Origin of the sequence: Serinicoccus marinus DSM 15273 (assembly GCF_008386315.1) — a bacterium.
GTDB classification, from domain to species: Bacteria; Actinomycetota; Actinomycetes; order Actinomycetales; family Dermatophilaceae; genus Ornithinicoccus; species Ornithinicoccus marinus.
The window spans coordinates 1217068-1240861 of the sequence record NZ_CP043808.1; the positions used below are offsets into that span (position 1 = coordinate 1217068).

Below are 23794 nucleotides of genomic sequence, written 5' to 3' on the forward strand. Positions count from 1 at the left end.
TCGATGACCTCCCTCACCCCCCGTCGGCGGGTCCCCGGCCCCACCCTCCGTGACGTCGCCGCGCTGGCCGGCGTCAGCCTCAAGACCGCCTCGCGGGTGCTCAACGACGGGCCGAACGTGTCCAGCGCCACCCGGCAGGCGGTCCAGGAGGCGATGGAGTCGCTCGCCTACGAGCCGGACCCGGCGGCCCGCTCGCTGCGCGCGGGGCACGACCGCACCGTCGGCGTCGTGGTCGACAGCGTCGGCGACATCTTCTTCTCCGAGCTGGCCGCGACCCTGGAGTCGGTGCTGGACGCCGCCGGCTACAGCTGCCTGCTCGCCTCCAGCAACCGCCAGGAGGGCCGGGAGCGCGACATCGTCCGCAGCCTCGTGCGCCGACGCTGCGCCGGCGTCATCGTCGCGCCGACCACCCCCGTCTCGATCTCGGCCGCGGACCTGGCCGGCACCCCGGTCGTCTTCGTGGACCGCGTCGGCCACGTCGAGGGGGCCGCCTCGGTGGTCTCCGACGACCCCGGCATGGCCTTCGAGGCCACCCGACACCTGCTGGCGCACGGCCACCGCCGGGTGGCCCTGCTCAGCGACTCGCTCGACCTGCCCACCACCCGGGGGCGGCAGGAGGGATACCGCCGGGCGCTGACCGAGGCCGGCGTCGAGGTGGCCCCCGAGCTGATGCGCATGGAGTGCGACGACGAGAGCTCGGCGATGCGTCAGGTGCGCGAGGTGCTGGACCTCGCCGACCCGGCCACGGCGATCTTCTCCTGCAGCTCGCGGCTCTCCCTCGGGGTGGTGCCCGCCCTGCACCAGTTCGGCCGCACCGACGTGGCCCTCGTGTCCTTCGGGGACTTCACCATGGCGGACAGCGTGCAGCCCGCGGTGACCGTGGTCGACCACTCCGCCCGGCGGATCGCGCAGACGGCGGCGGAGGCCCTGCTGGCCCACCTGCCGCCGCACGACCCCACCCACGGCCCGACCGGGGTCATCGAGGTGCCGGCCCGACTCATCCCCCGTGGGACCGGCGAGATCGCCGCACCTCCCACCCCCCAGCAGATGTCCCGAGCCTGAAGGAGGCACATGTTCACCGCGACGACGGGGTGCGACATCCCCGAGGACCACCCCAGGAAGGAGCAGCCCCGATGAGCACCGACGCGATCTACGAGGCGCGCGGCATCGTCCGCCGGTTCGGCGCCGTGCAGGCGCTGGACGGCGCCGACTTCGACGTCCGTCCCGGTGAGGTCTCCGCGCTCATCGGCGACAACGGCGCCGGCAAGTCCACGCTCGTGCGGATCCTGTCCGGTGCGGACGCCCCGGACGGGGGGACCATCTCCTTCCAGGGCCGCGAGCTCACCCTCACCAGCCCGACGGACGCCCGCGACCTGGGGATCGAGACGGTCTTCCAGGACCTCGCGCTGGCCAACCACCTCGACCCCATCCAGAACATGTACCTCGGCCGCGAGCTCATGCGGCCCGGGCTGCTGGGCCGGCTCGGCTTCATGCAGCGCGCCGAGATGCGCCGGCGCGGCGCCGAGGCCTTCGACAGCCTCGGGGCGACCGTCCGTGACTACGAGGGAGCGGTCAGCGGCATGTCCGGCGGCCAGCGCCAGGCCATCGCGGTCGCCCGCGCGGCCACCTGGGCCGACAAGGTCATCTTCCTCGACGAGCCGACCGCCGCGCTCGGCGTCGTGCAGACCAAGGGGGTGCTCGACCTCATCCGCCGGATCCGCGACCAGGGGCTGGGCGTCGTCTACATCAGCCACTCCATGCCCGAGGTCCTCGAGGTCTCGGACCGGGTGCACGTCATGCGCCAGGGCCGTCGCGTCGCGGTCTACGACGCCAAGTCCTCCAGCGTCGAGGAGCTCGTCGGCGCGATGACCGGAGCACTCGAGACCAGGGAGGCCTCATGAGCAACGCCACGCACACCAAGGACGACGTGGCCGCCGCGCCCGAGACCGAGGACGCCGCCCCCCGCACCTCGGTCGGGGAGCACCTGCGCCGCCGGGTGCAGGCGCAGGCCCTGCAGATCGTGCTCGTCTGGCTGGTCATCTGCGCGATCTTCAGCACCCTGGCCCCGACGGCCTTCCTCGACGTCACCAACTTCCGCAACATCGCGGTCAGCGTCGCCATCCTGGCCGTGCTGGGCGTGGGGACGACGTTCATCATCGTCACCGGCGGCATCGACCTCTCCATGGGGTCGATCCTGGTCTTCAGCGGGGTGGTCTCGTCGCTGACGATGGAGCGCCTCGGGGACGGCCAGGGCTGGGGTGTGGCGCTCGTCGGCATCCTGGTGGCGCTGGGCTGCGGGCTGGCCTGGGGCCTGGTCAACGGCTTCTTCGTCGCCAAGGCCAAGGTCCCGCCCATGATCGTCACGCTCGGCACCTTCGGCGCCGCGCTGGGCCTGGCCCAGGTCTTCACCGGCGGCATCGACCGCCGCGCCGTCCCGGACGTCCTGGTCAACACCGTCGGCTTCGGGCAGGTGGCCGGGGTCCCCATCCTCGTGCTCGTGGCCGCGCTCGTCGTCGTGCTCGGCATCGTGCTGCTGCGCCGCACCAAGTTCGGGCTGCACACGAGCGCCGTCGGGTCCAACCCCGAGGCCTGCCGCCGGGTCGGCATCAACGTCGACCGGCAGCTCATCCGGGTGTATGCCTTCGCCGGGCTGCTGGCCGGGCTCGCCGGGATCCTCAACCTCACGTTCTTCCGGTCGACGACCATCGCCGGGCACAGCCTCACCAACCTGGACGTCATCGCCGGCGTCGTCATCGGCGGGACCAGCCTCTTCGGAGGCATCGGGACCGTCTTCGGCACGGTGGTCGGCCTGCTCATCCCGGCCACGCTGCGCAACGGCTTCGTCATCCTCGGGGTGGCGCCGTACTGGCAGCAGGTCGTGGTCGGGGCCTTCCTCATCGGCGCCGTCTACTTCGACCAGGTCCGCCGCGCGTCCGCGACCCGCGGCCGCCCCCGCAGCTCTCTGTTCTCCCGCATCTTCACCCACCACCGAAAGGACTCCTGATGCGACTCCACCGATCCATGACGATCCTCGCCGCCGCTCTCGCCACCACGGGGCTGGCCGCCTGCGGAGGCGGTGACGCCGACAGCGGCGACGGCGCCGACGGCACCCAGGCCGAGGGTGGCTCCTCCGGCACCCCGCAGGTCGCCTTCATCCAGGGCGTCATCGGCGACAACTTCTACATCTCCATGGAGTGCGGCGTGCGCGCCGCGGCCGAGGAGCTGGGCGCCGAGGTGTCCGTCCAGGGCCCGCAGCGCTGGGACCCGGCGCTGCAGCAGCCGATCGTGACCTCGGTCGCGGCCAGCGACCCGGACGCCATCCTCATCGCCCCGAACGACGTGACCGCGCTGCAGCGGCCCCTCGAGGATGCCGCCGAGAACAGCGAGGTCGTCCTGGTGGACACCACGGTGGAGGACCCCTCCTTCGCGGTCTCCGAGATCGCCTCGGACAACGTCGGCGGCGGCGCCGCGGCCTTCGAGGCCATCCAGGAGCTGGCCCCCGACGGCGGCAAGGTGCTCGTCATCGACAACCAGCCGGGCATCTCGACCTCCGACGACCGGGTTCAGGGCTTCGAGGAGGCCGTGGCGCAGGACGACTCCTTCGAGTACGTCGGTGTGGAGTACGCCCAGAACCAGCCGGCCCGGGCGGCCTCCATCGTCACCTCGGCGCTGCAGCGCGACCCCGACCTGGTGGCGATCTTCGCGACCAACATCTTCAGCGCCGAGGGTGCTGCCACCGGCATCGAGCAGGCGGGTGTCTCCGGTGAGGTGCAGGTGGTCGGCTTCGACGCCGGCCCCGCCCAGGTCGAGGCCCTCGAGGACGGCACCGTGCAGGCCATCATCGCCCAGCAGCCCTACGAGATCGGCTACCAGGGCGTCGAGCAGGCCCTCATGGCGCTCGAGGGCGAGGAGACCGAGGCCCAGATCCAGACGGGCTTCACCATCGTCACCGCCGACACCCTGGACAGCGAGGAGGGCCAGGCGGCCCTCTACGCCTCCGAGTGCTGACCCGGCGCTGACCCCCGGTCGTGGTGCCCCGGCCCTGGAACGGGGCACCACGACCCGGCGCCGGCCGCGACCCGGCGCCGGGCACCGACCACACCGACCATCCCGACCCCCGCGGCAGATCCGCGGGAGCACCACGCAGAGAAGGAGCGACGTGCCGACACTGGTAGCCGGGCTCGACCTGGGCAGCACCCGGATTAAGCTGCTCGTCCTGGACGACCGGGGCGAGGAGGTCGCGCTGAGCCGTACCACCACCCCCTGGGAGGAGGACGAGGTCGGCGCCGTCGTCCTCACCGAGGACGCCCTGGTCGCGGCGGTGCACGAGGTGCTCGACGACGCGGCCCGCCAGCTCGCCACCCTCGGCGGCGGCGACGCCGGGGCCGCCGGGGCCTCCGGGCCGCCGTCCCGGGTCGAGGTCCTGTCGGTCACCGGGATGGGGGAGTCCGGCTTCCTCCTGGGCCCCGACGACCGGGTGGTCGCCCCCGCCTTCGCGTGGTTCGACCGCACCGGCCAGGAGGCCGTCGAGGCGCTGCCGGCCGACCTCCGGACGCAGTTCCCGGGGCGCACCGGGCTCCCGTGGGGCGTGCAGGTCTCGGCTGCCAAGATCGCCCACCTGCGCGACCGTGGCGCACCGGTGGCGGACGCGCGCTGGCTGAGCCTGCCGGAGTTCGTCGTGCACGCCCTCGGCGGGCCGGTCGTCGCCGAGCGCTCGCTGGCGGCGCGTACCGGGCTGCTGGAGGTGGAAACGGGGCAGGTGTGGACCGAGCTGCTCGACCACCTCGGCGTCGGGCCGCACGTCGTCCCGCCGCTGGTTGACGCCGGGACCCCGGTGGGCCGTGCCGACGCCTCCCGGGCCCCGGCGGCCTTCGGCGAGGCCGAGCTCAGCGTCGCCGGGCACGACCACCTCGTCTCCAGCCGCGCGAGCGAGCACGGCCATGCGCACGGAGACGACCTCGAGCACGCAGCCTCCGCCGCGGCCCCGGACGCCACCCCCGCGCCGCCGGGCCGCTACCACGTCTCCCTCGGCACCGCCGAGGTGCTCCTGCGGGTCATCGACACGCCCCTGACCTTCGAGGCCCGCAGCCGGCTGGGGGCATACCTCATCAACTGCGTCCCGCACGTCGTCCCCGGCCGCTGGGTGGTCGTGGCCGGCGTCAAGACCGGCCTGCTCATGCGGCGCACCCTGACGATGCTGGGGATGGTCGACGAGCCGTCGCACCGGGCCCTCGACGAGGCGGTGCTGGCCCTGCCGGCGGACGCCCCGTCCACCGGCATCACCGTCGCCGGTGCCCGCAACGACGACGGCGAGCTCGCGCTGCGGATCGGCACCGACGAGGTGTCGCCGGCCCTGCTCATGCGGGCGGTGCTCGAGCACGGCAACGAGGAGATCGCGCGCCTCGTCGAGGTCCTGGACCGCGAGCTGCCGCCGGCCACCTCGGCCCTGCTCACCGGCGGCTGGACGTCCTGGGCCAGCGTCCGGGAGGCCCGGGGCCGGGTCCTGCCCCGCCTGGAGGTCTCCCACCGGTCCCAGGACACGGCCTACGGCGCCGCGGTCTCGGCCCTGTCCCTGCTCCCCGCACACCGCTGAGCCACGGCACCCCCACCCCTGAACCGCACCGTCCCCACCCCCGAACCGCACCACCCCCGCAACCCACGAGGAGCGATCCACATGAACACCCTGTCCACGCTCGAGCGCCGCGCGTTCTCCCGGCTCACCACCCCCGCCGGGCGGATGCTCGTCGTCGCCGCGGACCAGCGCAACGGGATGAAGGCCGTGATGAACGGTGCCGAGGGCCCGGAGGGCATCTCGGTCGAGGAGCTGGCCGAGGCCAAGTCCGACCTCGTCGCCCATCTGGGCAACCACGCCCCGGCCATCCTGCTCGACCCCGAGGTCGCACTGCCCAAGGTCGTCGACGAGGGCACCCTGGCGGCCGGTACCGCCCTCGTGGTCGGCATGGACGCCTCCGGCTTCGAGACCGTGGACGGGCTGCGCTACACCCGCTACGTGCCCGGCGTCACCGCCGCGACGGTGCGCGAGCTCGGCGGGGACGCCGCTAAGATGCTGTGGTACCTGCGCCCCGACCAGCCGGCGTCGGTCGAGCGGGTGGCCGCCGAGATGGAGGCGCTCGTCGCGACTGCGAGGCGGCCGGCCTCCTGCTCATCGTCGAGATCCTCACCTACCGGCTCGAGGACGAGTCGCCGGAGGAGTATGCCGCGCGCATCGGCCAGCTGGTCGTCGACTCCGCGCGGGTCTCGGTGGAGCACGGCGCCAAGGTGCTCAAGCTGGCCTACCCGGGCTCGGCGCAGGCCTGCGCCGAGGTGAGCGCGGCCGCCGGGGGCGTGCCCTGGGCCGTGCTGTCGGCGGGCGTGGACCACGCGACCTTCGTGGAGCAGGTGCGGACCGCCGTCGAGCACGGTGCCGCCGGCGCGATGGCCGGTCGCTCGCTGTGGAAGGACAGCCTCGCCATGACGGCGGGGGAGCGGGAGGAGCTGCTGAGCACCCGTGCCCAGCCGCGGCTGGCCGAGCTGTCCGCCACCATCGACGGAGCCGTCCGGGACGCCGCCAGCGCCCCGGGTGCCGTCGGGGTCCCCGCGTGAGCGGGGGTCTGGACGGTCGGAGGGTCCTCGTCACGGGGGCCTCCGGCGGCATCGGCGCCGAGATCGTGCGCCACCTGGTGGCCGCCGGGGCGGACGTGGTCGCCGCGGCCCGGACGCAGGAGTCGCTCGCCGACCTCGTCGCCGAGACGGGGGTGCGCACCGTGCTCTTCGACCTCGCGTCCGAGGAGCAGATCGCGTCCGCCCTGGACGGCCTGGACCTGTGGGGCGTCGTCAACTGCGGCGGCTTCGGCGGCGAGATCGCGACGCCCACCGAGACCGACATCGAGGTCTTCGACCGGGCGATGGCGGTCAACGCGCGCGGCGCGCTGCTGGTCATCAAGCACGCCGCCCGCACCATGATCCGGCTGGGCGCCGGCGGCTCGATCGTCAACGTGTCCAGCCAGGCCTCGCTCGTGGCGCTGCCCAACCACGTGTCCTACGGCTCGTCCAAGGCCGCGCTGGACAACATCACCCGGGTCAGCGCCCTGGAGCTCGGCCCGCACGGGATCCGGGTCAACAGCGTGCACCCGACGGTCGTCATGACCGAGATGTCCGAGTTCTACTGGGGCCGCGAGGACGTCGGCCCGCCGTTCCTCGCGCAGATGCCGCTCGGGCGCTGGGCCACCCAGGCCGAGGTGGCGGCGCCCGTCGTGTTCCTCCTGGGTGAGGGTGCGTCGATGATCACCGGCGCCCACCTGCCCGTCGACGGGGGGTACACGTGCCGGTGAGCCCCGGAAGCGCCGGTCGTCCCGTCCCGGGCGGACGGGACTACCGGCGCGCCCGGCGCGCCGAGCTGCTGCGGTTCGCGCGGGGCTCCCGGGTGCCCGCGGGCTTCGGCTACCTCGACGACGAGGGAGCGGTGGACCCGGATCGTCCGGTCGAGCTCTACGTCACCTGCCGGATGACCCACGTCTTCGCGCTCGGTCTCCTGGCCGGTGAGCCCCCGGCGCCCGGGGGTCCGGGCCGGGAGGAGCTGGCCGACCTGGCGGCGCACGGCCTGGCGGCGCTGCTGGACGGCCCGCTGCGGGACACCGAGCACGACGGCTGGTTCGCCGCGGTGCGCGACGGGTCGGTCGAGACCGCCACGAAGCAGGCCTACGCCCACGCCTTCGTGGTGCTGGCCGCGAGCACCGCGGGCACGGCCGGCATCCCTCGTGCCGAGGAGCTGCTGGAGACGGCGCTCGCCGTCCAGGAGCGACGCTTCTGGGACGAGGAGCAGGGGATGGTGGTGGAGGAGTGGGACGCGTCCTGGTCCGAGCTGGACGCCTACCGCGGCATCAACTCCGCCATGCACACGGTCGAGGCCTACCTGGCCGCCTGGGCCGCCGGCGCCGGACCCCGGTGGCGGGAGCGGGCGCTGCGCATCGCCGGCCGGGTCGTCGGGTGGGCCAGGCAACGCTCCTGGCGCATCCCCGAGCACTTCGACGCCGACTGGACGCCGCTGCCCGAGCACCACGCCGACCGCCCCGCCGACCCGTTCCGCCCCTACGGCGCGACCGTGGGGCACGGGCTGGAGTGGTCGCGGCTCCTCGTGACGCTGGCCACCACCGGCGAGCGGACCGAGGCCGCCCTGCTGGAGGCCGGGGTGCAGCTGGCCGACCGCGCGGTGGCCGACGGCTGGGCCGCCGACGGTCAGGAGGGCTTCGTCTACACCACCGACTGGGAGGGCCGGCCCGTCGTGCAGGAACGGATGCACTGGGTCCTCACCGAGGCCATCGCCACCTCGACCGTGCTCCACTGGGTCACCGGCGAGGTGCGGCACGCCGTCGACCTGGAGCGCTGGTGGCGGTATGCCGACCGCTACCTCGTCGACGCCGACGGCCGGTCGTGGCGGCACGAGCTGGACCGGCACAACCGGCCCAGCGCGCGCACCTGGCCCGGACGTCCCGACGCCTACCACGCCTACCAGGCGTCGCTGGTCGCCGACGTCCCCGGGGCGGCCTCGTTCGCCGCCGGGGTGGCGGCGTGGGCGCGGTGACGGGCCCTTCCGCGGGCCGGCGGGTGCTGACCGAGGAGCGCTTCGCGGCCGTCCTGCTCGACAGCGACAGCACCCTCGTGGACTCGGCGGCGGCCGTGCGGCGCAGCTGGGTGGCCTGGGCGCGCCGCTTCGGCGTCCCCGCCGAGCGGCTCGGCGAGACGCACGGGATGCCGAGCCGGCAGACCATCGCCCGCCTGGACCGGGAACTCGACCTCGGGCTCGACCTCGAGCTCGCCGGTGCGGTCTTCGACGAGATCGAGCTCAACGACCTGCACGACGTGGTGGCGCTGCCGGGCGCCCTCGACGCGCTGGTCGCGCTCGGGGACCGGGCCGCGGTGGTGACCTCGGCCGACCGGGCCCTGGCGTCGGCGCGGCTGCGGGCCGCCGGGCTGCCCGAGCCCGAGGTGCTGGTCTGCTCCGACGACGTGGAGCGCGGCAAGCCCGACCCGGCCCCCTACCGGGAGGCAGCCGCCAGGATGGGCGCGGACCCGGCCGCCTGCCTCGTGGTGGAGGACTCGCCGGCCGGGCTGCGCTCCGGCCGGTCGGCCGGTGCCGCCACCCTGGCGCTGCTCACCACCACCCCGCGGGACCAGCTCGGGGAGGCGGACCTCGTCGTGCCCGACCTCTCCCGGGTGCGCCTCGGCGTCGACGCCGGGGGTTCCTGGCTCGTCCCCCGCGCCTGAGCGGGCGGGCCCTGACTCCGCCCCCGGACGTGAGCCGATCCGCACGCGCCGCCGGTCGTCACGACGCGTCGACGAGGGCGGTGCCCACCGCCTGGCCCACCGAGAGCGCGAGGAACAACCACGCTGTGGCCTGCCCCGCGTCCAGCGGCGCCAGCACCCGTCCCCACAGGATGAGGGTGCCGGTCAGCGCCATGTAGGCGGCGCCGAAGAGGGTGAGGCCCAGCACCGCCGGCCACGGCCCCGTGGCCGTCGACACGACGGTGGTGGCCAGCAGGATCCCGGCCGAGCAGGATCGGCAGCACCCCGATCCAGACCCTGCTGAGGACCCACCACACGAGCCAGAGCGCCGCTGCGATGATGACGGCCCGCAGGCACCAGGCCGTGACGAACCGGAGGCCGTCGCCGACCACCCGCATCCGGTCGATGCCGACGTTCGTGGTCGGGGCCGGTGGCCCCTCCGGCCGGGGCCCGCTGCCGGGCACGGTGGGCGGCCGGTGACCCGGCTCGTCGGCCGGCTGCTCGGCCCGGACGTCGAGCGAGGCGGCGGCGCGGGCCTCGTGGGGCAGGTCCTGGGTCGGCACGCAGCATAAGCGCCCTGCCCGCCCCGGTCTCAGCGACGGGGCGCCAGCATGTTCGCGTCGAAGTAGGCGCCCAGCTCCTGCGTCGCGGTCAGCGGGAGGATCGCCGAGACGTACTGGTCGGGGCGGACCACGACGACGACCCCGTCACGGGACAGCGAGCGCTCCTCGAAGATGTCGACGTCCGTCCACGCGCTCGGCGGGGCCGCGAAGACCTTCTCCCAGTCCATGAGCCCCAGCGACCCGCTGCGCGGCCGGAAGACCTCGGGGACTCGCGTGATGTCGACGTCCTCGTAGGGCTGCTGGTAGACCACCTTGACGTCGAAGACGGCGTCGGCGTCGTCCCCGGCCGGGGTGTACCGGCTCATCGGTGACGCGGGGGAGCAGGCCCACTCCGCCCACTCGGCGAGCGCCGAGGGCTCACCCGCAGCCGGGGCGTCGGCGAAGGCATACACCCGCCAGCGGCCGTCGGCCCGCGCGTGGTGACCGAGGTGGACGGCGTTGCCGTCGCAGACCCGCACGACCTCGACGGATTTGAAGCGCTTGCCCAGCGGGAAGCCCTCGGCAAGGCCCTGGTGCTCGCCGTCCGCGACCAGGTCGGAGGCGGCGTACTGCGTCATGAAGCCGGAGGGGAACTCGGCGGTGCCGAGGTAGAACGTCGCGAGCTCGGAGGGGTCGGTGATGTCCTCCGGCTTGCGGGCCATGAGCGAGGACCACTCGCGGTCGAAGTCGATGAGCTGCTGGGCGACCGGCTGCCGCTCCGCCGAGTAGGTCGTCAGCAGCGACGCGGGGCTGAGCCCGGTGAGCACGTGGCCGAGCTTCCACCCGAGGTTGAAGCCGTCCTGCATCGAGACGTTCATGCCCTGGCCAGCCTTGGCGCTGTGCGTGTGGCAGGCGTCGCCGGTGAGGAAGACCCGCGGGGTCCGGCTGTCCTCCTCGCCCTCCGGCACGTCGTCGAACTTGTCCGTCACGCGGTGGCCGACCTCGTAGACGCTGTGCCAGGCGACCTCCTGCACGTCGAGGGAGTAGGGGTGCAGGATCTCGTTGGCCCGGGCGATGATCTCCTCGACCGGGGTCCTGCGGATGCTGCGGTCGGCGTCCTCAGGCGACTCGCCGAGGTCGATGTACATCCGCGACAGGTAGCCACCCTCGCGCGGGATGTGCAGGATGTTGCCGGCCTCGGCGTTGATCGCGCACTTGGTCCGCCAGTCCGGGAAGTCGGTGTTGACCAGCACGTCCATGACGCCCCACGCGTGCCGCGCCAACTCCCCGACGTGCCGGCGGCCGATCGCCTCGCGCACCCCGCTGCGCGCGCCGTCGCAGCCCACGACATACCTCGCCCGGACCGTGCGCTCCTCACCCTCCCGGTCGCCGGCGACATGGCGGAGCCGTACCTCGACGGGGTGCTCGCCCTCGTCGTGGACGGTGAGCCCGACGAACTCGACACCGTAGTCCGGCACGATCCGGCCGGGGCCACGGGCGGCGGCCTCGGCGAAGTAGTCGAGCACGCGCGCCTGGTTGACGATGAGGTGCGGGAACTCGCTGATCTTGAAGGCGTAGTCCTCGGTCCGGGCGGTGCGGACGATGTTCTCTGGGTGCTCGGGGTCGGGTCCCCAGAAGTTCATGTAGGCGATGTTGTAGGCCTCGGCGGTGATCCGTTCGGCGAAGCCGAAGGCCTGGAAGGTCTCCACGCTGCGCGGCTGGATGCCGTCCGCCTGGCCCAGCGGCAGGCGGCCCTCCCGCCGCTCGATGATCCGAGTCGATACCTGAGGGAACTGCGAGAGCTGCGCCGCCAGCAGCATGCCCGCCGGTCCGGAGCCCACGAGCAGCACGTCGGTCTCGTCCGGCAGGTCCGCGGGGCGGTCCATCCCGGTGCCAGCGGCCTCCTGCACGCGCGGATCGCCCGAGACGTAGCCGTGGTGGTGGAACTGCATAGGTGGTGACTCCTTCGTCGACCGGAGGGGCTGGCGGGACCAGCGGGTGCGGGTGGTCTCAGCATCGCACGCGGTCGCCCGCCGGCCTGGTGCGACCGCGGACCGTGCACCACCGGGCCGGTGCTGTGCACCCGGCGACCAGTGGTGCTCCTGCGCGCACGACCGGGGAAGCGGGCCTCAGGCCTGAGGCGGGGCGTCCGCGGGCCTGCTGCGGTCAGACGTCGGCCGGGCCGGTGAGCTCGGGCAGCACACTCTCCAGCCACTCGACGGCTGCCTCGGCAGCCGCGTCTGGACCGCTCGCGTCGTGCCGCCCGTACTGGCCGAAGCGGGTCGCGCCCGAGGCGGTCAGCGCCTCGTCGAGCAGCTCGCTGCCGCGCGAGTACGTGCGGGTGTAGCTGCGGTCACCCATCCCGAAGACGGCGTAGCGGAGCCCGTGCAGGTCCGTGCTCCCCGACTGCAACGACGCGTGAAAGGGGCGGGCCGAGGTCGGCACCTCACCGTCGCCGTAGGTCGAGCAGATCAGCAGGTGCGCGCGGCCGGGGTCCAGGTCGTCGGGTGTCGTCATCCCCAGGTCCTGCACCTGGACGTCCGCATCCTCCCCAAGAGCGCGGTGGAGGTCCTCGGCGACCAGCTCGGCGCCGCCCGATTCCGTGGCGAACAGGATGGTCAGGGCGGTGCCAGGGGGGAGGTGCACGCCGGCCTCGTCCGGCTCAGGCAGCTCGACCGAGGCGTCCGCGGCGGCCTCCAGCTGGGCCTCGCGAGACGCGAGCTTGGTCCGTCGGCGCCCCGGTGCCGCCGCGAGCCGCTCCCGTGCGTCGATGCGCCGCCACCCGTCGAAGCTCACCTCGCGCGCACGGGGAGGGAGCCCGGCCGCGGACACCGTGACCGCCCCGTCGGCCACGTCCTCGTGCACCGCCCGGGCAAGACTGCGGGCGTCCAGACGCTGGTCGGGTATGGTCCCGCGCGGTCCGCGACGCAGCCAGCCCGCGGTGTAGAGCCCGGGCTCGACCCGGCCCTCGGGCGAGGAGCCCGGCTCCACCGGGGTGTGGGGGCCGCCCGCGAACCCGACCGCCGTCACCACGTCGTCGGTCTCCAGGCCGACCTCGCCCCCGTCCCCCGAGAAGACGACCGCCCGGACCGCGTCGGTGCCCTCGAGACGGACGGGGGACAGACCGAACCACCACTCGACCCGCACGCGCTCGCGGTCCGGGCGGCTCTCGGCCAGGGAGAGGACGGCCTCGACGCGGGCGTCCCTGCTGTCCTCCTCGTCCGGGTCGACGCCGTGGACGACGTGTCGCACACCCCGGAGCGAGCCCAGCTCGCGCACCATGACGGGGTCGAACTTGGCGGCCGACGGCGTGCTGCGCCCCACGAGGTGGACCGTCCTGACCTCGCTGCACAGCCGCTCCCGGGCCTCGTCGTCGACATCGCTGCCGCCCAGGTCGTCGACGTCGCGGACGAGCATGCGCGTCACGTCCATCGCCACGTTGCCGTGGCCCACGACCACGACGGTCGGCCCGAGTCGCGGAGCCTCGTCCTCGTCGGGGTGGGCGTTGAGCAGGCGGGTGACCCGTCCCGCGCCGTGCACCCGCAGGAGGTCCGCCCCGGGGACGGGCAGGCGGGCGTCGGCCTGCAGGCCGGTCGCCAGGACCACCACGTCGTAGGCGCGGCGCAGCTCCTCCAGGGAGACGTCCGACCCGAGCCGCAGGTTGCCCCGGAACTGCACGCCCTCGGACATGAACAGGCGGTCGAACTGGCGGACCACCGTCTTGGTGCCCTGGTGGTCGGCGGCCACCCCGTGCCGCACCAGCCCGTAGGGCGTCGGGAGCTCGTCGATGACGTCGACCGGTGCCGCGGGAAAGGTGCTCCGCAGGGCCAGGGCGCTGAAGGCGCCGGCCGGACCCGACCCCACGACGGCGATCCGCGGCGCGAGGTCGGACGTCTTCTCCCCGGCCGTGGGTTGCCCGTCCGCCGGCGCTGCGGGCTCCCCGGGCGTCCGTGTCCCGGTCCAGGTCACCGGGAGCCGCGTCATACCCCGGAACACCCATCCCCCGATCTCGGCCTCACGAGCCCGGGAGAGGGCCAGCCCGTCGAGGCGACGGAACAGGAGAGGGAGCGCCACGTCGGCGACCTCGGCCCGGGCGACCCAGGCGCCCAGGCAGACGTGGACCCCCTTGCCGAAGGCCAGGTGGGGCTTGACCTCTCGACGGATGTCGAAGCGCGCGGCATCCGGCCACACCCCTTCGTCCCGGTTGGCGGACAGGATGCAGATGCCCAGCTTGGCCCCTTGGGGCAGCCGGACCCCCTCGAGGACGGTGTCCCGGGTGACCTGCCGGGAGTACAGGCCGATGGGGGCGACCCACCGGATGGCCTCGTCGAACACCGACTGCCAGAGGGAGGGGTCGGCTTCCACGGCGGCACGCTGCTCGGGGTGGGTCAGCACGGCCCAGGCGGCGACCCCCAGGGCGTCCCGGGGCTCGTTGAGTCCGCCCCCGATGGTCATTTTGACGTTCGCCCGGATGCGCTCCAGCGGCATCTCGTAGTCCGGGATGCGGAGCAGCTGGGAGAGCAGCGAGGCGTCGGGGTGGTCCTGGTGCCACCGCAGCATCTCGTCGAGGGCGGTGTCGACCTCCTCGTAGGAGGCAAGGCCGGCGGCCCAGACGTCCGGGTCGTCGGCATAGTTGCCGGTGGCGTCGATCATCGTCTGTGACCAGCGCTGCAGGTCCTGCTGCGACGCGTTGTGCAGGCCGATGATCTCGCGCAGGTTCTCCGCCGCGTAGGGAGCGGCGAAGTCCCACACGAGATCCGCCTCCGGCCCCCGGGACAGGAACTCGTCCAGGTAGCGCTCGGCGTTGCGCCGGAACACCTCGGTCCACGTGCGCTTGACCGCACCTGGCCTGAGCGCCGGCTGCCAGGCGGTCCGCTCGCGGTAGTGCTCCGGGTCGTCCCGGCGCAGCATCGAGTGCCCCATGGCGCGGATCTGCAGCGAGCCCTCCTCGTCGGCCGAGTAGACCTCCTGGTCCAGCTCGGTCTCGTGCACGGCCGCATAGCTCGTGACGAGGTAGCGACCGACCTGCGGGACCCAGTGGACGCCTCCCTCGGACCGGAGTCGCTCGTAGAGGGGGAAGGGGTCGCGGTAGAGGTCGGGGATCGTCACCCAGTCCGCAACCGGAGCATCGATGGTCATGGCACGTCCTTGTGATCCGGGGATGAGGCCGAGTATGAAGGTCTGGAAGGGCGAGCAAAAGCGGGGATATCCTCGGTGGTTCATCGGTAATATCGGGGTATGGAGGCGCCCGACTACACGCTCAGACAGCTGTCCTACTTCTTGACCGCGATCGACGAAGGGACGATCTCGGCCGCGTCCGCCCGGCTGCACGTCACACCCAGCGCGGTCTCCGACGCCATCACCGGTCTGGAGCGGGCGCTGGGGGAGCAGCTGTGCGTCCGTCGCAGGGCGCACGGCATACGCCCGACGAGTGCAGGAGCGGGGGTGGCGGCGCGGGCCCACCGCCTGCTGAGCGACGCCGGGGACCTGGCGCTCTCGTTGCGCAGCACCGAGGGCGAGCTCGTCGGCCCCATCACCCTGGGCTGCCACCCGATCCTCGCCCCGACGATCCTGCCGCGCCTGCTGGACGAGTTCGGCTCCGCCCACCCGCGCGTGCAGCTCGACGTCGTGGAGGCGACCCACGACCAGCTCGAGGGACGGCTCGAGTCGGGTGAGGTGGACGTGGCCTTCGTCTACGACACGCTGGTGCCCGGGACCCCGCGCCGTGAGCAGCTCTTCGGCATACCGGCCCACATCCTGGTGGCAGCCGACGATCCCCTGGCCTCCGCGGACGCGATCGAGCTGGAGGAGGTGGTGGGACGCGACCTCATCCTGCTGGACGCGGCGCCCTCCAGCCAGCACACCCTGTCGCTGTTCGCGCGACGGGGGCTGACCCCGCGCATCCGGCTGCGGACCGCGAGCTACGAGGTGGTGCGGACCCTCGTCGGCAGGGGTCTGGGCTACGGCGTCCTGGTCCAACGACCCGCCAACCCGGCCAGCTACGAGGGCTACCCTGTCGTGATGAAGGAGATCCGGCCCGCGGTCCCCCCGGTGGGGATCGAGGTGATCTGGTCGTCGACGGCCACGCCGACCCTGCGGACCAGGGAGCTCATCTCCTTCGCGAGGTCGATCCGCTGGCCCGGCACCGTGGGATGAGCGTGCTGGTCTGGGGCATCAAGGCCTCCCTCCTCGCCTACGTGAACGGTATGCCGGACGGCAGGGTGGAGCTCGCGGAGGTGGAGGAGCAGGGCGGGAGGTTCCACTTCGCGCAGGACCGGGAGGCCGACCGCGCCGATCCCGCGGTCCGGCACTTCGCCGGGGCGGTGACCCTCGTCGGTCACCACGGCCTGATGCGCGTCGTGCTGGCTGACCCGTGGCTGCGGCCTACCGCGCCCGGTGCCGCCCTCAGCGTCGCCGATCCCGACGTCGTCGGCGCACGCCTCGCCTTCGCCCGCATCGAGAGGTGGGCCGGGGGAGCGGCGTCGGGGACGACGCTCACGTCGGAGGGCGCCGACCTCTTCTTCGGGCCGTACGCGGAGGGCACCGAGCTGGACGACCCCCGGGTGGTGGACTGAGTCGTGCGGCGCGCCGCCGCGGTACGGCGGACGGGAACGTGCGTCCCTGGACGCCCGCCGTGCGCGAATCGGCTACTGGGCCCGAGGTGTGCCTCGCCAGGCTGGCACGACAGCCGACCCAGAGGAGCGCGACCATGCCACAGACCGTGACCGACCTGCTCGACCGCGTGAGCGTCGAGGACGGGCGTCCCATCCACGACCCTGCCACCGGTGAGCTGGTCGGCCACACGGCCGAGCACACGGTCGAGGACCTGGACGCGGCCGTCGCGGCGGTGCGTGCGGCTCAGCCGGCGTGGGCCGGTCTCGGCTACGCGGGGCGGCGGGAGTACCTCATGCGCGCGGCCGACCTCGTGGAGGAGAACGCCGAGGCCCTGGCGAGGCTGCTCTCCCGCGAGCAGGGCAAGCCGCTGAACGGACCCAACGCGCGTTTCGAGGTCGGCGCCTGCGTCGCGTGGATGCGCGCCACCGCATCCCTCGAGCTCACCCCGGAGGTGGTCGTCGACGAGCCGGACAACCACTCCGAGCTGCACTACCGCCCGGCCGGCGTCGTCGGGGCCATCGGACCCTGGAACTGGCCGATGATGATCACCATCTGGCAGGTGGCACCGGCGCTCACCGTCGGAGACACGGTCGTGGTGAAGCCCAGCGAGTACACGCCGTTGTCCGTGCAGGCCCTGGTCTGCGTGCTGAACGACGCACTGCCGGCGGATGTCTGCCGGGTGGTGCCCGGAGGCCGGGACATCGGCGCGCGGATGGCCGAGCACCCGGGGATCGACAAGCTCATGTTCACCGGCTCGACCGCCACCGGGAAGGCGATCGCCCGGTCCTCGGCCGACAACCTGACCCGCCTCACGCTCGAGCTCGGCGGCAACGACGCCGGCATCGTGCTGCCGGGGACCGACGTGGCCGCGCACGCGGAGGACCTGTTCTGGGGAGCCTTCCTCAACACCGGGCAGACCTGCGCCGCGCTCAAGCGGCTCTACGTGCACGAGTCCCAGTACGAGGAGGTCGTCGACGCGCTGGCGGGTCTCGCCGCGTCGATGCCGATGGGCAACGGGCTGGACGAGGCCAACGTCCTGGGACCGCTGCAGAACAAGCAGCAGTTCGACATCGTCGCCCGGCTCGTGCAGGACGCCCGCTCGTCCGGTGCCCGGATCGTCACCGGGGGTGAGCCCGCGGCCGAGCTGGGCGACCTCTTCTACCCCGTCACCATCGTGGCCGACGTGCTCGACGGCACCGCCATCGTCGACGAGGAGCAGTTCGGGCCCGCCCTCCCGGTCATCCGGTACTCCGACGTGGACGAGGCGATCGAGGCGGCCAACGGGCTCGACGCCGCCCTCGGCGCCTCGGTGTGGTCCGACGACCCGGAGGCGGCCCGGGCGACCGCCCTGCGCCTCGAGGCCGGTAGCGTCTGGATCAACAAGCACGGCGGCATCCACCCGATGGTGCCGTTCGGAGGCATCAAGGGGTCCGGCTACGGGCTCGAGTTCGGGGTCGAGGGGCTCAAGTCCGTCTGCGTCCCGGTCGTGCTCACCAGCTAGTCCGGTCGGCGCGGCAGCCCTGTCATGGGCGGCGAGGATCATATAGGGTGCGAGTGCAATCGTATACGGTTTGATCCTGTGACCCGTTGGGACGTGACTTCGATGACGATGTCAGCCTCTGTGCAGACCCCCCGAGCGCTCGAGGAGTGCAGCGCCGACAGCCTGCGCGCGTGGCGACGGCTGATGGGCAGCCGGTTCGTCGCGCTACGGCTGAGCGGTCCGGAGCCGTTCGTCGGGGTGCTGCGCACCACCGTCATCGACGGCACCCACATCTCCGACATCCAGGCCAGCGCGCACCGGGTCGAACGGCGTGCCGACGACATCAGCGTGGACGACCCGGAGCACCTCAAGCTCACCCTGCAGCTCACCGGCCGGGGAGTGGTCCGGCAGGACGGCAGGGAGGCCGTCCTGCACCAGGGGGACGTGGCGGTGTACGACACGGGCCGGCCCTACGTCCTCGACTACCCGGTGGGCATGCGCTCGCTGGTCATGGTCTTCCCGCACCGGATGCTCGGGTTGTCCGCAGAGCTGGTGCCCTCGATGACCGCGACCCGGCTGGCCGGCGACAGCGGCATCGGGAAGGTCATCTCCCCCTTCATGACCCACCTGGCCGAGAACCTCACCCAGCTCTCGGGAGCCCCGGGCGTCCGCATCGTCCGCAGCGCCCTGGACCTCGTGACGGCGATGCTGTCCGACGAGCTCCTGCGCCACCACAGCGGCGGTGAGTCCTGGCGTCAGCTGCTGGGGGCCGCGCAGCGGTACATCGAGGCCAACCTCGACGACCCCGAGCTGTCGGCCAGCCGGGTCGCGGCCGTCCACTACGTCTCGTTGCGGCACCTGCAGTACCTCTTCAGCCATGAGAACCAGACCGTCTCCGGCTACATCCGCCAGCAGCGTCTGGAGCGGAGCCGGATGGACCTGCAGGACCCCTCGCTCGTCGACCTCTCCATCCTGCACATCGCGCACCGGTGGGGCTTCTCGGACGCCAGTCACTTCAGCCGGATCTTCCGCGCGGCCTACGGCGCCAGCCCGAGCGCGTACCGGCGCGGCCTCGTCGCGGGGGAGACCGGCCGCCCGGTGGGTCCGGTCCTGGGACGGTCCGACCGCCGGAGTGCGTGACTCCTGGTCGGGGTCGTCTGCGGCGTGCACCTGGCGCCGGGCGCCGTGCACCTGTGGCCCAGCAGGGCAGGTCGTGACCGCAGCAGACTGACAGGACGGTCACCGCAGATCAGGTGAGATCAGGTGGCCGTGGTGCCGGATCGAGCCGGCACCCCCACCTTGCGGAAGGACACCCCATGATCCGAGACGACCTGCTCTACGCGACGGGGCTCGAGCAGCGCCGGGCGATGTTCGGCTCGGCCGGTGCCGAGGACCAGGTCGAGCACACGGACGATCTGAACGACAAGCTGCAGGAGTTCGTCACCCGGGTCTGCTTCGGGGACATCTGGCAGCGTGAGGGGCTCGACCTCACGGAGCGCAGCAAGATCACCCTCGCCATGCTCATCGCCACGGGCAAGTCGCACGAGATCCGCATCCACCTCCGAGGTGCCCTGGCCAACGGGGTGACCCCGCTGCAGCTGCGCGAGATCGTCGTGCACTCCATCCTCTACTGCGGCATCCCGGCCGCGGTCGAGGGCATGCGTGCGTTGACGGAGGTCCTGGACGAGCAGGGGATCAGCACCGATCTCGACGGCGAATCCGCTCGCTGACCCATCGACCGATGACTCGCGAAGGAGCGGGACCAACCATGACTGATCACACTGCGCACCCGGTGGGCTTCATCGGACTGGGGGTGATGGGCGCCCCGATGGCGGCCAACATCGTCCGGTCGGGCCGACGCGTCCTGGTCCATGACGTCGACGCCGAGGTGACGGCGCGCGTCGCCGCCGACATCGGTGCCGTCCCGGCCGTCGAGCTGTCCGAGCTGACGGAGTGCTCGGTCGTCGTGCTGATGCTGCCGACGAGCGCGGTCGTGCGTTCGGCGCTGCTGGACGAGGGTGGGAGGCCCAGGGTGGCGTTCGAAGGGGGGACCGTCTTCGTCGACATGAGCAGCTCCGACCCGACCGAGACGGTCGAGACGGGTGGGCTGCTCCGCGAGGCCGGTCTGCGCATGGTCGACGCCCCGGTGTCCGGTGCGCGCGAGAGGGCGATCGCCGGGACCTTGTCCATCATGCTGGGCACCGACGACGAGAGCGCGGCGGACCTCGCGGTGCCGGTCATCGAGGCGATGAGCTCGGCGATCTTCCGGACCGGCAAGCTCGGCACCGGACACGCGATGAAGGCCCTCAACAACTTCGTGGCTGCTGCCGCCTTCACCGCCGCCGCCGAGGCCCTGGTCGCGGGCGGCAGGTTCGGGCTGGACCCGGCCGTCATGGTCGACGTCCTCAACGCGTCCACCGGACAGAGCTTCGTCACCCAGCACGTCATGGGTCCGCACATCGTGGAGGGCGCGTACGCCAGCGGCTTCGCCCTTCCCCTGTTCACCAAGGATGTCCGTATCGCGGAGCGGCTGCAGCGGGCCATGGGTCACACGTCTCCGGTCTGCGACGCCGTGGCCGCCACCATGGGTGACGCCCTGGAGGCGCTGGGACCCGTCGACCACACCCGCGCCCACGAGTTCTGGAGCACCCGGTGAGCGTGGCCGGCGTCGGTCGCACCCTCCCCGGGGAGCGTGCAGTACTGACGCTGGCGCGGGTCTGCGCCGTCATCTCCGCCCTGGCCGTGGTCACGATCATGGTGGCGATCGCGCTCCAGGTCGCGGTGCGCGCGCTCTGGGGATTCACCCTCCCCGGCATGCTCGAGGTCGCGCAGTCCTGCCTGGTCATCGCGGTGGCCTTCGGGCTGGCCTGGGCTGCCGTCACGGGTGACCACGTCTCGGTGACCCTGCTCACCGACCGCCTGAGCCCACGGGTCAACCGTGTGCTGGACGTGGTGGTGTGGTCGGTGTCCTCGGTCCTCGTCGCCTGGTTGGCCGTCTCCAGCACCCTCCGGGCCGTCGAGGCGACGGAGCGGGGGGAGCAGGGGTTCGGGATCATCGTCTGGTATGAGTGGCCGTGGCGGTGGTTCATCGCCGTCGGCTTCGTCGTGCTGTTCCTCGTCTGCGTCATGAACGTCGCCCGCTCTCTCACGGGGGCGCGGCCCTACGACCAGCTGGACGGGGCCGAGCAGCACCTCCTCGGCCCGGTCACCCGGCGTCCGCAGGAGTAGGTCTCATGACCGTCTCGATGATCATCGCCGTCACCATCGGCCTGCTCCTGCTGCTCCTCGCGAGCCGGTTCCCCATCGCCCTCGCCCTGGGGCTGTCGGGAGCCTGCGGACTGATCCTGCTCAAGGGAACGGGCTACACCGGGAGCGTCCTGGGGTCCGTGTCCTTCAGCCAGACCTACAGCTTCGGGCTGACCATCATCCCGATGTTCATCCTCATGGGCCTCTTCGCCGTCCGGGCCAACGTCGCCGAGTACGTCTACACCATCGCGGCCCGTGCGGTGCGGCGCGCGCCCGGTGGGCTGGGTGTCGCGACGGTCATGGCCTGTGCCGGGTTCGCCGCGGTCTCCGGGTCGAGCATCGGGACCGCAGCCACGATGTCCAAGCTGTCGATCGCCCAGATGCGCCGCCACGGGTACCCGGCCAGCCTGGCCTCCGCGCTGGTCGCCGTCGCGGGAACCCTCGGGGTGATGATCCCGCCCAGCACGTTCCTGGTCCTCTACGCCATCATGACGAGCACCTCGGTCGCGCAGATGCTCGCCGGGGGCGTGGTGCCGGGGCTGCTGTCGGCTGCCGCCTACATCACCTACATCATGACGCTCGGGGCGCGCCGGATCGGCCGCTCCACGGACCCCGAGGACCTGCAGGGCGCGGTCGGCGACGCCCGGGCCGAGGTGGCGGCCGGGAGCGGCCCCACCCCCTCGGACGACGTCGACAGCCCCCGGCCCTGGCGCAGCCTGCCCTGGCAGGGGCTGGTCTACATCGCCATCCTCTTCAGCATCGTCCTCGGTGGGATGTACTCGGGCATCTTCACGTCGACCGAGTCGGCGGCCATCGGCGCCCTGGCTGCAGTGGTCATCCTGGTCTTCGAGAACCGGCGACGAGGCCTGCGCGGCATCGCCACCGAGGTGCGGCACGCGCTGCAGGACACCGCGGCGACCACCTCGATGGTCTTCTTCATCATCATCGGCTCGGCCATCCTGTCGGCCTTCTTCATCGCTGCCCGGGTGCCCCAGTCCATCACCCAGGCCGTGACCGCCGTCGACCTGCCGCCCACCCTCACCATGGCCCTCCTGCTGGCCTGCCTCATCCCGCTGGGCATGGCCCTGGAGTCCCTGTCCATCCTGGTCATCACCGTGCCGATCCTCTACCCCATCGCCATGGAGTACGGCTTCGACGGCGTGTGGCTGGGCATCCTCATCGTCAAGCTGATCGAGATCGGCATGGTGACCCCGCCCGTCGGCATCAACGCCTTCGTCGTGGCCGGGAGCGCCGGCCTGCGCACCGACACGGTCTTCCGGGGTCTGCTGCCGCTGTTCCTCGTCGAGCTCGTGGTGGTGGTCATCCTCTTCGTCTTCCCCCAGCTGTCCCTGTTCCTGCCCTCCCTCGTCAACCCGGCAGCGGGCTAGACCTGCCCCTGCCAGCGCACCTGCACCCCCACAAAGGAGAACGATGATGTTTGCTCGTCTGACCACCGGCCGCCGCCCGCTCGTGCTGGGGGCCGTGACCGCCGCTGCCCTCGTGTCGGCCGGTTGTTCCGGTGTCGCCACCGACGACACCGCTGCCGATGAGGGGGAGACCTTCACCTTCACCCTGTCCACCGGAGCCCAGGAGGGCACACCCAATGCCGCGGTGCAGGACTGGTACCTCGACGCCGTCGAGGAGGCCACCGAGGGCCGGGTGAGCTTCGAGCGCACCACGAACGAGTCGCTGTGCGCCGCTCCGGAGGTCGTCGAGTGCGTCCGGGACGGCCGCGCCCAGATCGGCGTCACGGTGCCCGACTACACGCCGCAGTACTTCCCGTCCACCAGCATGGTGAGCATCCCGTTCCTCACCACCAACTCGCAGGCGTCGATGGAGACGCTCTACCAGCTGCACCTCGAGGACGGCCCGGCCAAGGCCGTGATGGACCAGAACGGACTGCACCACGTGGGCACGTGGCCGGTGGGGCGCATCCTCATCGGGACCGAGGAGCAGGTGTCCTCCCCCGAGGACCTCGACGGCCTGTCGATGCGGGCCTCCGGTCCGATCGTCCAGCAGCTGCTGACCGACTCCGGCGCCAGCATCCAGGCCGTGACCGCCTCGGAGAGCTACGAGGCGGTGCAGCGCGGGGTGCTGGAGGCGGTCGGGGGCACCATCGACTTCCCGGTCAACTACGGCCTCATGGAGCTGCTGCCCTACTGGAGCGACCCGGGCATCGGTCAGTACTCGACGTTCGGGATGTGGTTCTCCCAGGACGCCTATGACAGCCTGCCCGAAGACCTGCGGGAGACCGTCGACGGCGTCACCGAGGAGCTCAACACCGGAGCGGGCATCGAGGCGTTCAACGACCAGGCTGCGGACCAGTGCCAGCAGATGTTGGACGCCCCGACCGTCGAGGACCTGACCATGTGGGACGAGTCCGTGACCCAGGCCTGGGAGGAGGAGTCCCTGGAGTCCTCGAAGCAGGCCTGGGTGGAGCTCGCGTCCAGCCAGGGTCTGGAGGACGCCCAGGCCGTGCTCGACGAGTACGTGGCGGGCTACACGGACCTGGAGGACGTGGCCTACGACGACGCGATCCTCGCCTGCGTGGACGAGTTCGCCTCCCAGTGACGCGGGACCGGCCCCGCCCGGTCCGGGCGGGGCCGGTCGCGGCGCCGCAGGGGAGTTG

General features: G+C 72.5%; 21 protein-coding genes. 18 read left to right on the forward strand and 3 right to left on the reverse strand.

The window, feature by feature from the left end; translation table 11 throughout:
* The first annotated feature begins 3 nt into the window (after positions 1–3).
* The 9 genes from FU792_RS05710 to FU792_RS05750 all read left to right on the forward strand — a co-directional run bounded on the left by FU792_RS05710 (position 4) and on the right by FU792_RS05750 (position 9264).
* Entirely contained in the window at positions 4–1062 is a 1059-nt protein-coding gene (locus tag FU792_RS05710; protein ID WP_022924686.1) for a LacI family DNA-binding transcriptional regulator, read from the forward strand.
* Between the two features lie 71 nt (positions 1063–1133).
* The gene (locus FU792_RS05715) at positions 1134–1901 is read left to right on the forward strand and encodes an ATP-binding cassette domain-containing protein (RefSeq protein ID WP_022924685.1); all 768 of its coding nucleotides are present in this window, start codon (positions 1134–1136) and stop codon (positions 1899–1901) included.
* Entirely contained in the window at positions 1898–3004 is a 1107-nt protein-coding gene (locus FU792_RS05720) for an ABC transporter permease (protein ID WP_022924684.1), read from the forward strand. The genes FU792_RS05715 and FU792_RS05720 overlap by 4 nt, the downstream gene beginning before the upstream one ends.
* The gene (locus FU792_RS05725; protein ID WP_033418737.1) at positions 3004–4008 is read left to right on the forward strand and encodes an ABC transporter substrate-binding protein; all 1005 of its coding nucleotides are present in this window, start codon (positions 3004–3006) and stop codon (positions 4006–4008) included. The genes FU792_RS05720 and FU792_RS05725 overlap by 1 nt, the downstream gene beginning before the upstream one ends.
* 151 nt (positions 4009–4159) lie before the next feature.
* A complete protein-coding gene (locus FU792_RS05730) occupies positions 4160–5593 on the forward strand; it encodes an FGGY family carbohydrate kinase (RefSeq protein ID WP_149814602.1) in 1434 nt (477 codons plus the stop codon).
* Between the two features lie 476 nt (positions 5594–6069).
* A complete protein-coding gene (locus FU792_RS17740) occupies positions 6070–6603 on the forward strand; it encodes a hypothetical protein (RefSeq protein WP_238706053.1) in 534 nt (177 codons plus the stop codon).
* Complete coding sequence (locus FU792_RS05740; RefSeq protein WP_022924680.1) at positions 6600–7331, forward strand: SDR family oxidoreductase; 732 nt, start codon at positions 6600–6602, stop codon at positions 7329–7331. Before FU792_RS17740 ends, FU792_RS05740 begins: the two co-directional genes overlap by 4 nt.
* On the forward strand, positions 7328–8581 hold the full coding sequence (locus tag FU792_RS05745; RefSeq protein ID WP_028130956.1) for an AGE family epimerase/isomerase: 1254 nt from the start codon (positions 7328–7330) through the stop codon (positions 8579–8581). The genes FU792_RS05740 and FU792_RS05745 overlap by 4 nt, the downstream gene beginning before the upstream one ends.
* The gene (locus FU792_RS05750) at positions 8578–9264 is read left to right on the forward strand and encodes an HAD-IA family hydrolase (protein ID WP_052327811.1); all 687 of its coding nucleotides are present in this window, start codon (positions 8578–8580) and stop codon (positions 9262–9264) included. Before FU792_RS05745 ends, FU792_RS05750 begins: the two co-directional genes overlap by 4 nt.
* 58 nt (positions 9265–9322) lie before the next feature.
* Here the strand turns inward: FU792_RS05750 and FU792_RS16690 are convergent, their stop codons facing one another.
* The 3 genes from FU792_RS16690 to FU792_RS05765 form a co-directional block, all read right to left on the reverse strand.
* On the reverse strand, positions 9323–9520 hold the full coding sequence (locus tag FU792_RS16690; protein WP_022924677.1) for a hypothetical protein: 198 nt from the start codon (positions 9518–9520) through the stop codon (positions 9323–9325).
* Positions 9521–9874: 354 nt separating this feature from the next.
* Positions 9875–11776: an FAD-binding monooxygenase gene (locus FU792_RS05760; RefSeq protein ID WP_149814603.1), complete on the reverse strand. Its 1902-nt coding sequence runs from the start codon at positions 11774–11776 to the stop codon at positions 9875–9877.
* A gap of 214 nt (positions 11777–11990) precedes the next feature.
* Positions 11991–14963, reverse strand: a complete 2973-nt coding sequence (locus FU792_RS05765; protein WP_022924673.1) for a cytochrome P450 — start codon at positions 14961–14963, stop codon at positions 11991–11993.
* A 99-nt stretch (positions 14964–15062) separates the two neighbouring features.
* Between FU792_RS05765 and FU792_RS05770 the strand changes: the two genes are divergently transcribed.
* The 9 genes from FU792_RS05770 to FU792_RS05810 all read left to right on the forward strand — a co-directional run bounded on the left by FU792_RS05770 (position 15063) and on the right by FU792_RS05810 (position 23736).
* Positions 15063–15980 (forward strand): LysR family transcriptional regulator, encoded by a 918-nt coding sequence (locus FU792_RS05770; RefSeq protein WP_022924672.1) that lies wholly within the window; start codon positions 15063–15065, stop codon positions 15978–15980.
* Positions 15977–16399: an HtaA domain-containing protein gene (locus FU792_RS05775; protein WP_022924671.1), complete on the forward strand. Its 423-nt coding sequence runs from the start codon at positions 15977–15979 to the stop codon at positions 16397–16399. Before FU792_RS05770 ends, FU792_RS05775 begins: the two co-directional genes overlap by 4 nt.
* A gap of 134 nt (positions 16400–16533) precedes the next feature.
* The gene (locus tag FU792_RS05780; protein WP_022924670.1) at positions 16534–17940 is read left to right on the forward strand and encodes an aldehyde dehydrogenase family protein; all 1407 of its coding nucleotides are present in this window, start codon (positions 16534–16536) and stop codon (positions 17938–17940) included.
* A 120-nt stretch (positions 17941–18060) separates the two neighbouring features.
* Positions 18061–19059 carry an AraC-like ligand-binding domain-containing protein gene (locus FU792_RS05785; protein ID WP_052327799.1) on the forward strand — a complete coding sequence of 333 codons (999 nt, stop codon included), beginning with the start codon at positions 18061–18063 and terminating at the stop codon, positions 19057–19059.
* A 176-nt stretch (positions 19060–19235) separates the two neighbouring features.
* Entirely contained in the window at positions 19236–19649 is a 414-nt protein-coding gene (locus tag FU792_RS05790) for a carboxymuconolactone decarboxylase family protein (protein ID WP_022924668.1), read from the forward strand.
* Positions 19650–19687: 38 nt separating this feature from the next.
* The gene (locus tag FU792_RS05795; RefSeq protein WP_022924667.1) at positions 19688–20575 is read left to right on the forward strand and encodes an NAD(P)-dependent oxidoreductase; all 888 of its coding nucleotides are present in this window, start codon (positions 19688–19690) and stop codon (positions 20573–20575) included.
* A complete protein-coding gene (locus FU792_RS05800; protein ID WP_022924666.1) occupies positions 20572–21147 on the forward strand; it encodes a TRAP transporter small permease in 576 nt (191 codons plus the stop codon). The genes FU792_RS05795 and FU792_RS05800 overlap by 4 nt, the downstream gene beginning before the upstream one ends.
* A gap of 5 nt (positions 21148–21152) precedes the next feature.
* Complete coding sequence (locus tag FU792_RS05805; protein ID WP_022924665.1) at positions 21153–22553, forward strand: TRAP transporter large permease; 1401 nt, start codon at positions 21153–21155, stop codon at positions 22551–22553.
* Between the two features lie 43 nt (positions 22554–22596).
* Positions 22597–23736, forward strand: coding sequence for a TRAP transporter substrate-binding protein (locus tag FU792_RS05810; RefSeq protein WP_022924664.1), 1140 nt, complete (start codon positions 22597–22599; stop codon positions 23734–23736).
* Positions 23737–23794 lie beyond the last annotated feature (58 nt).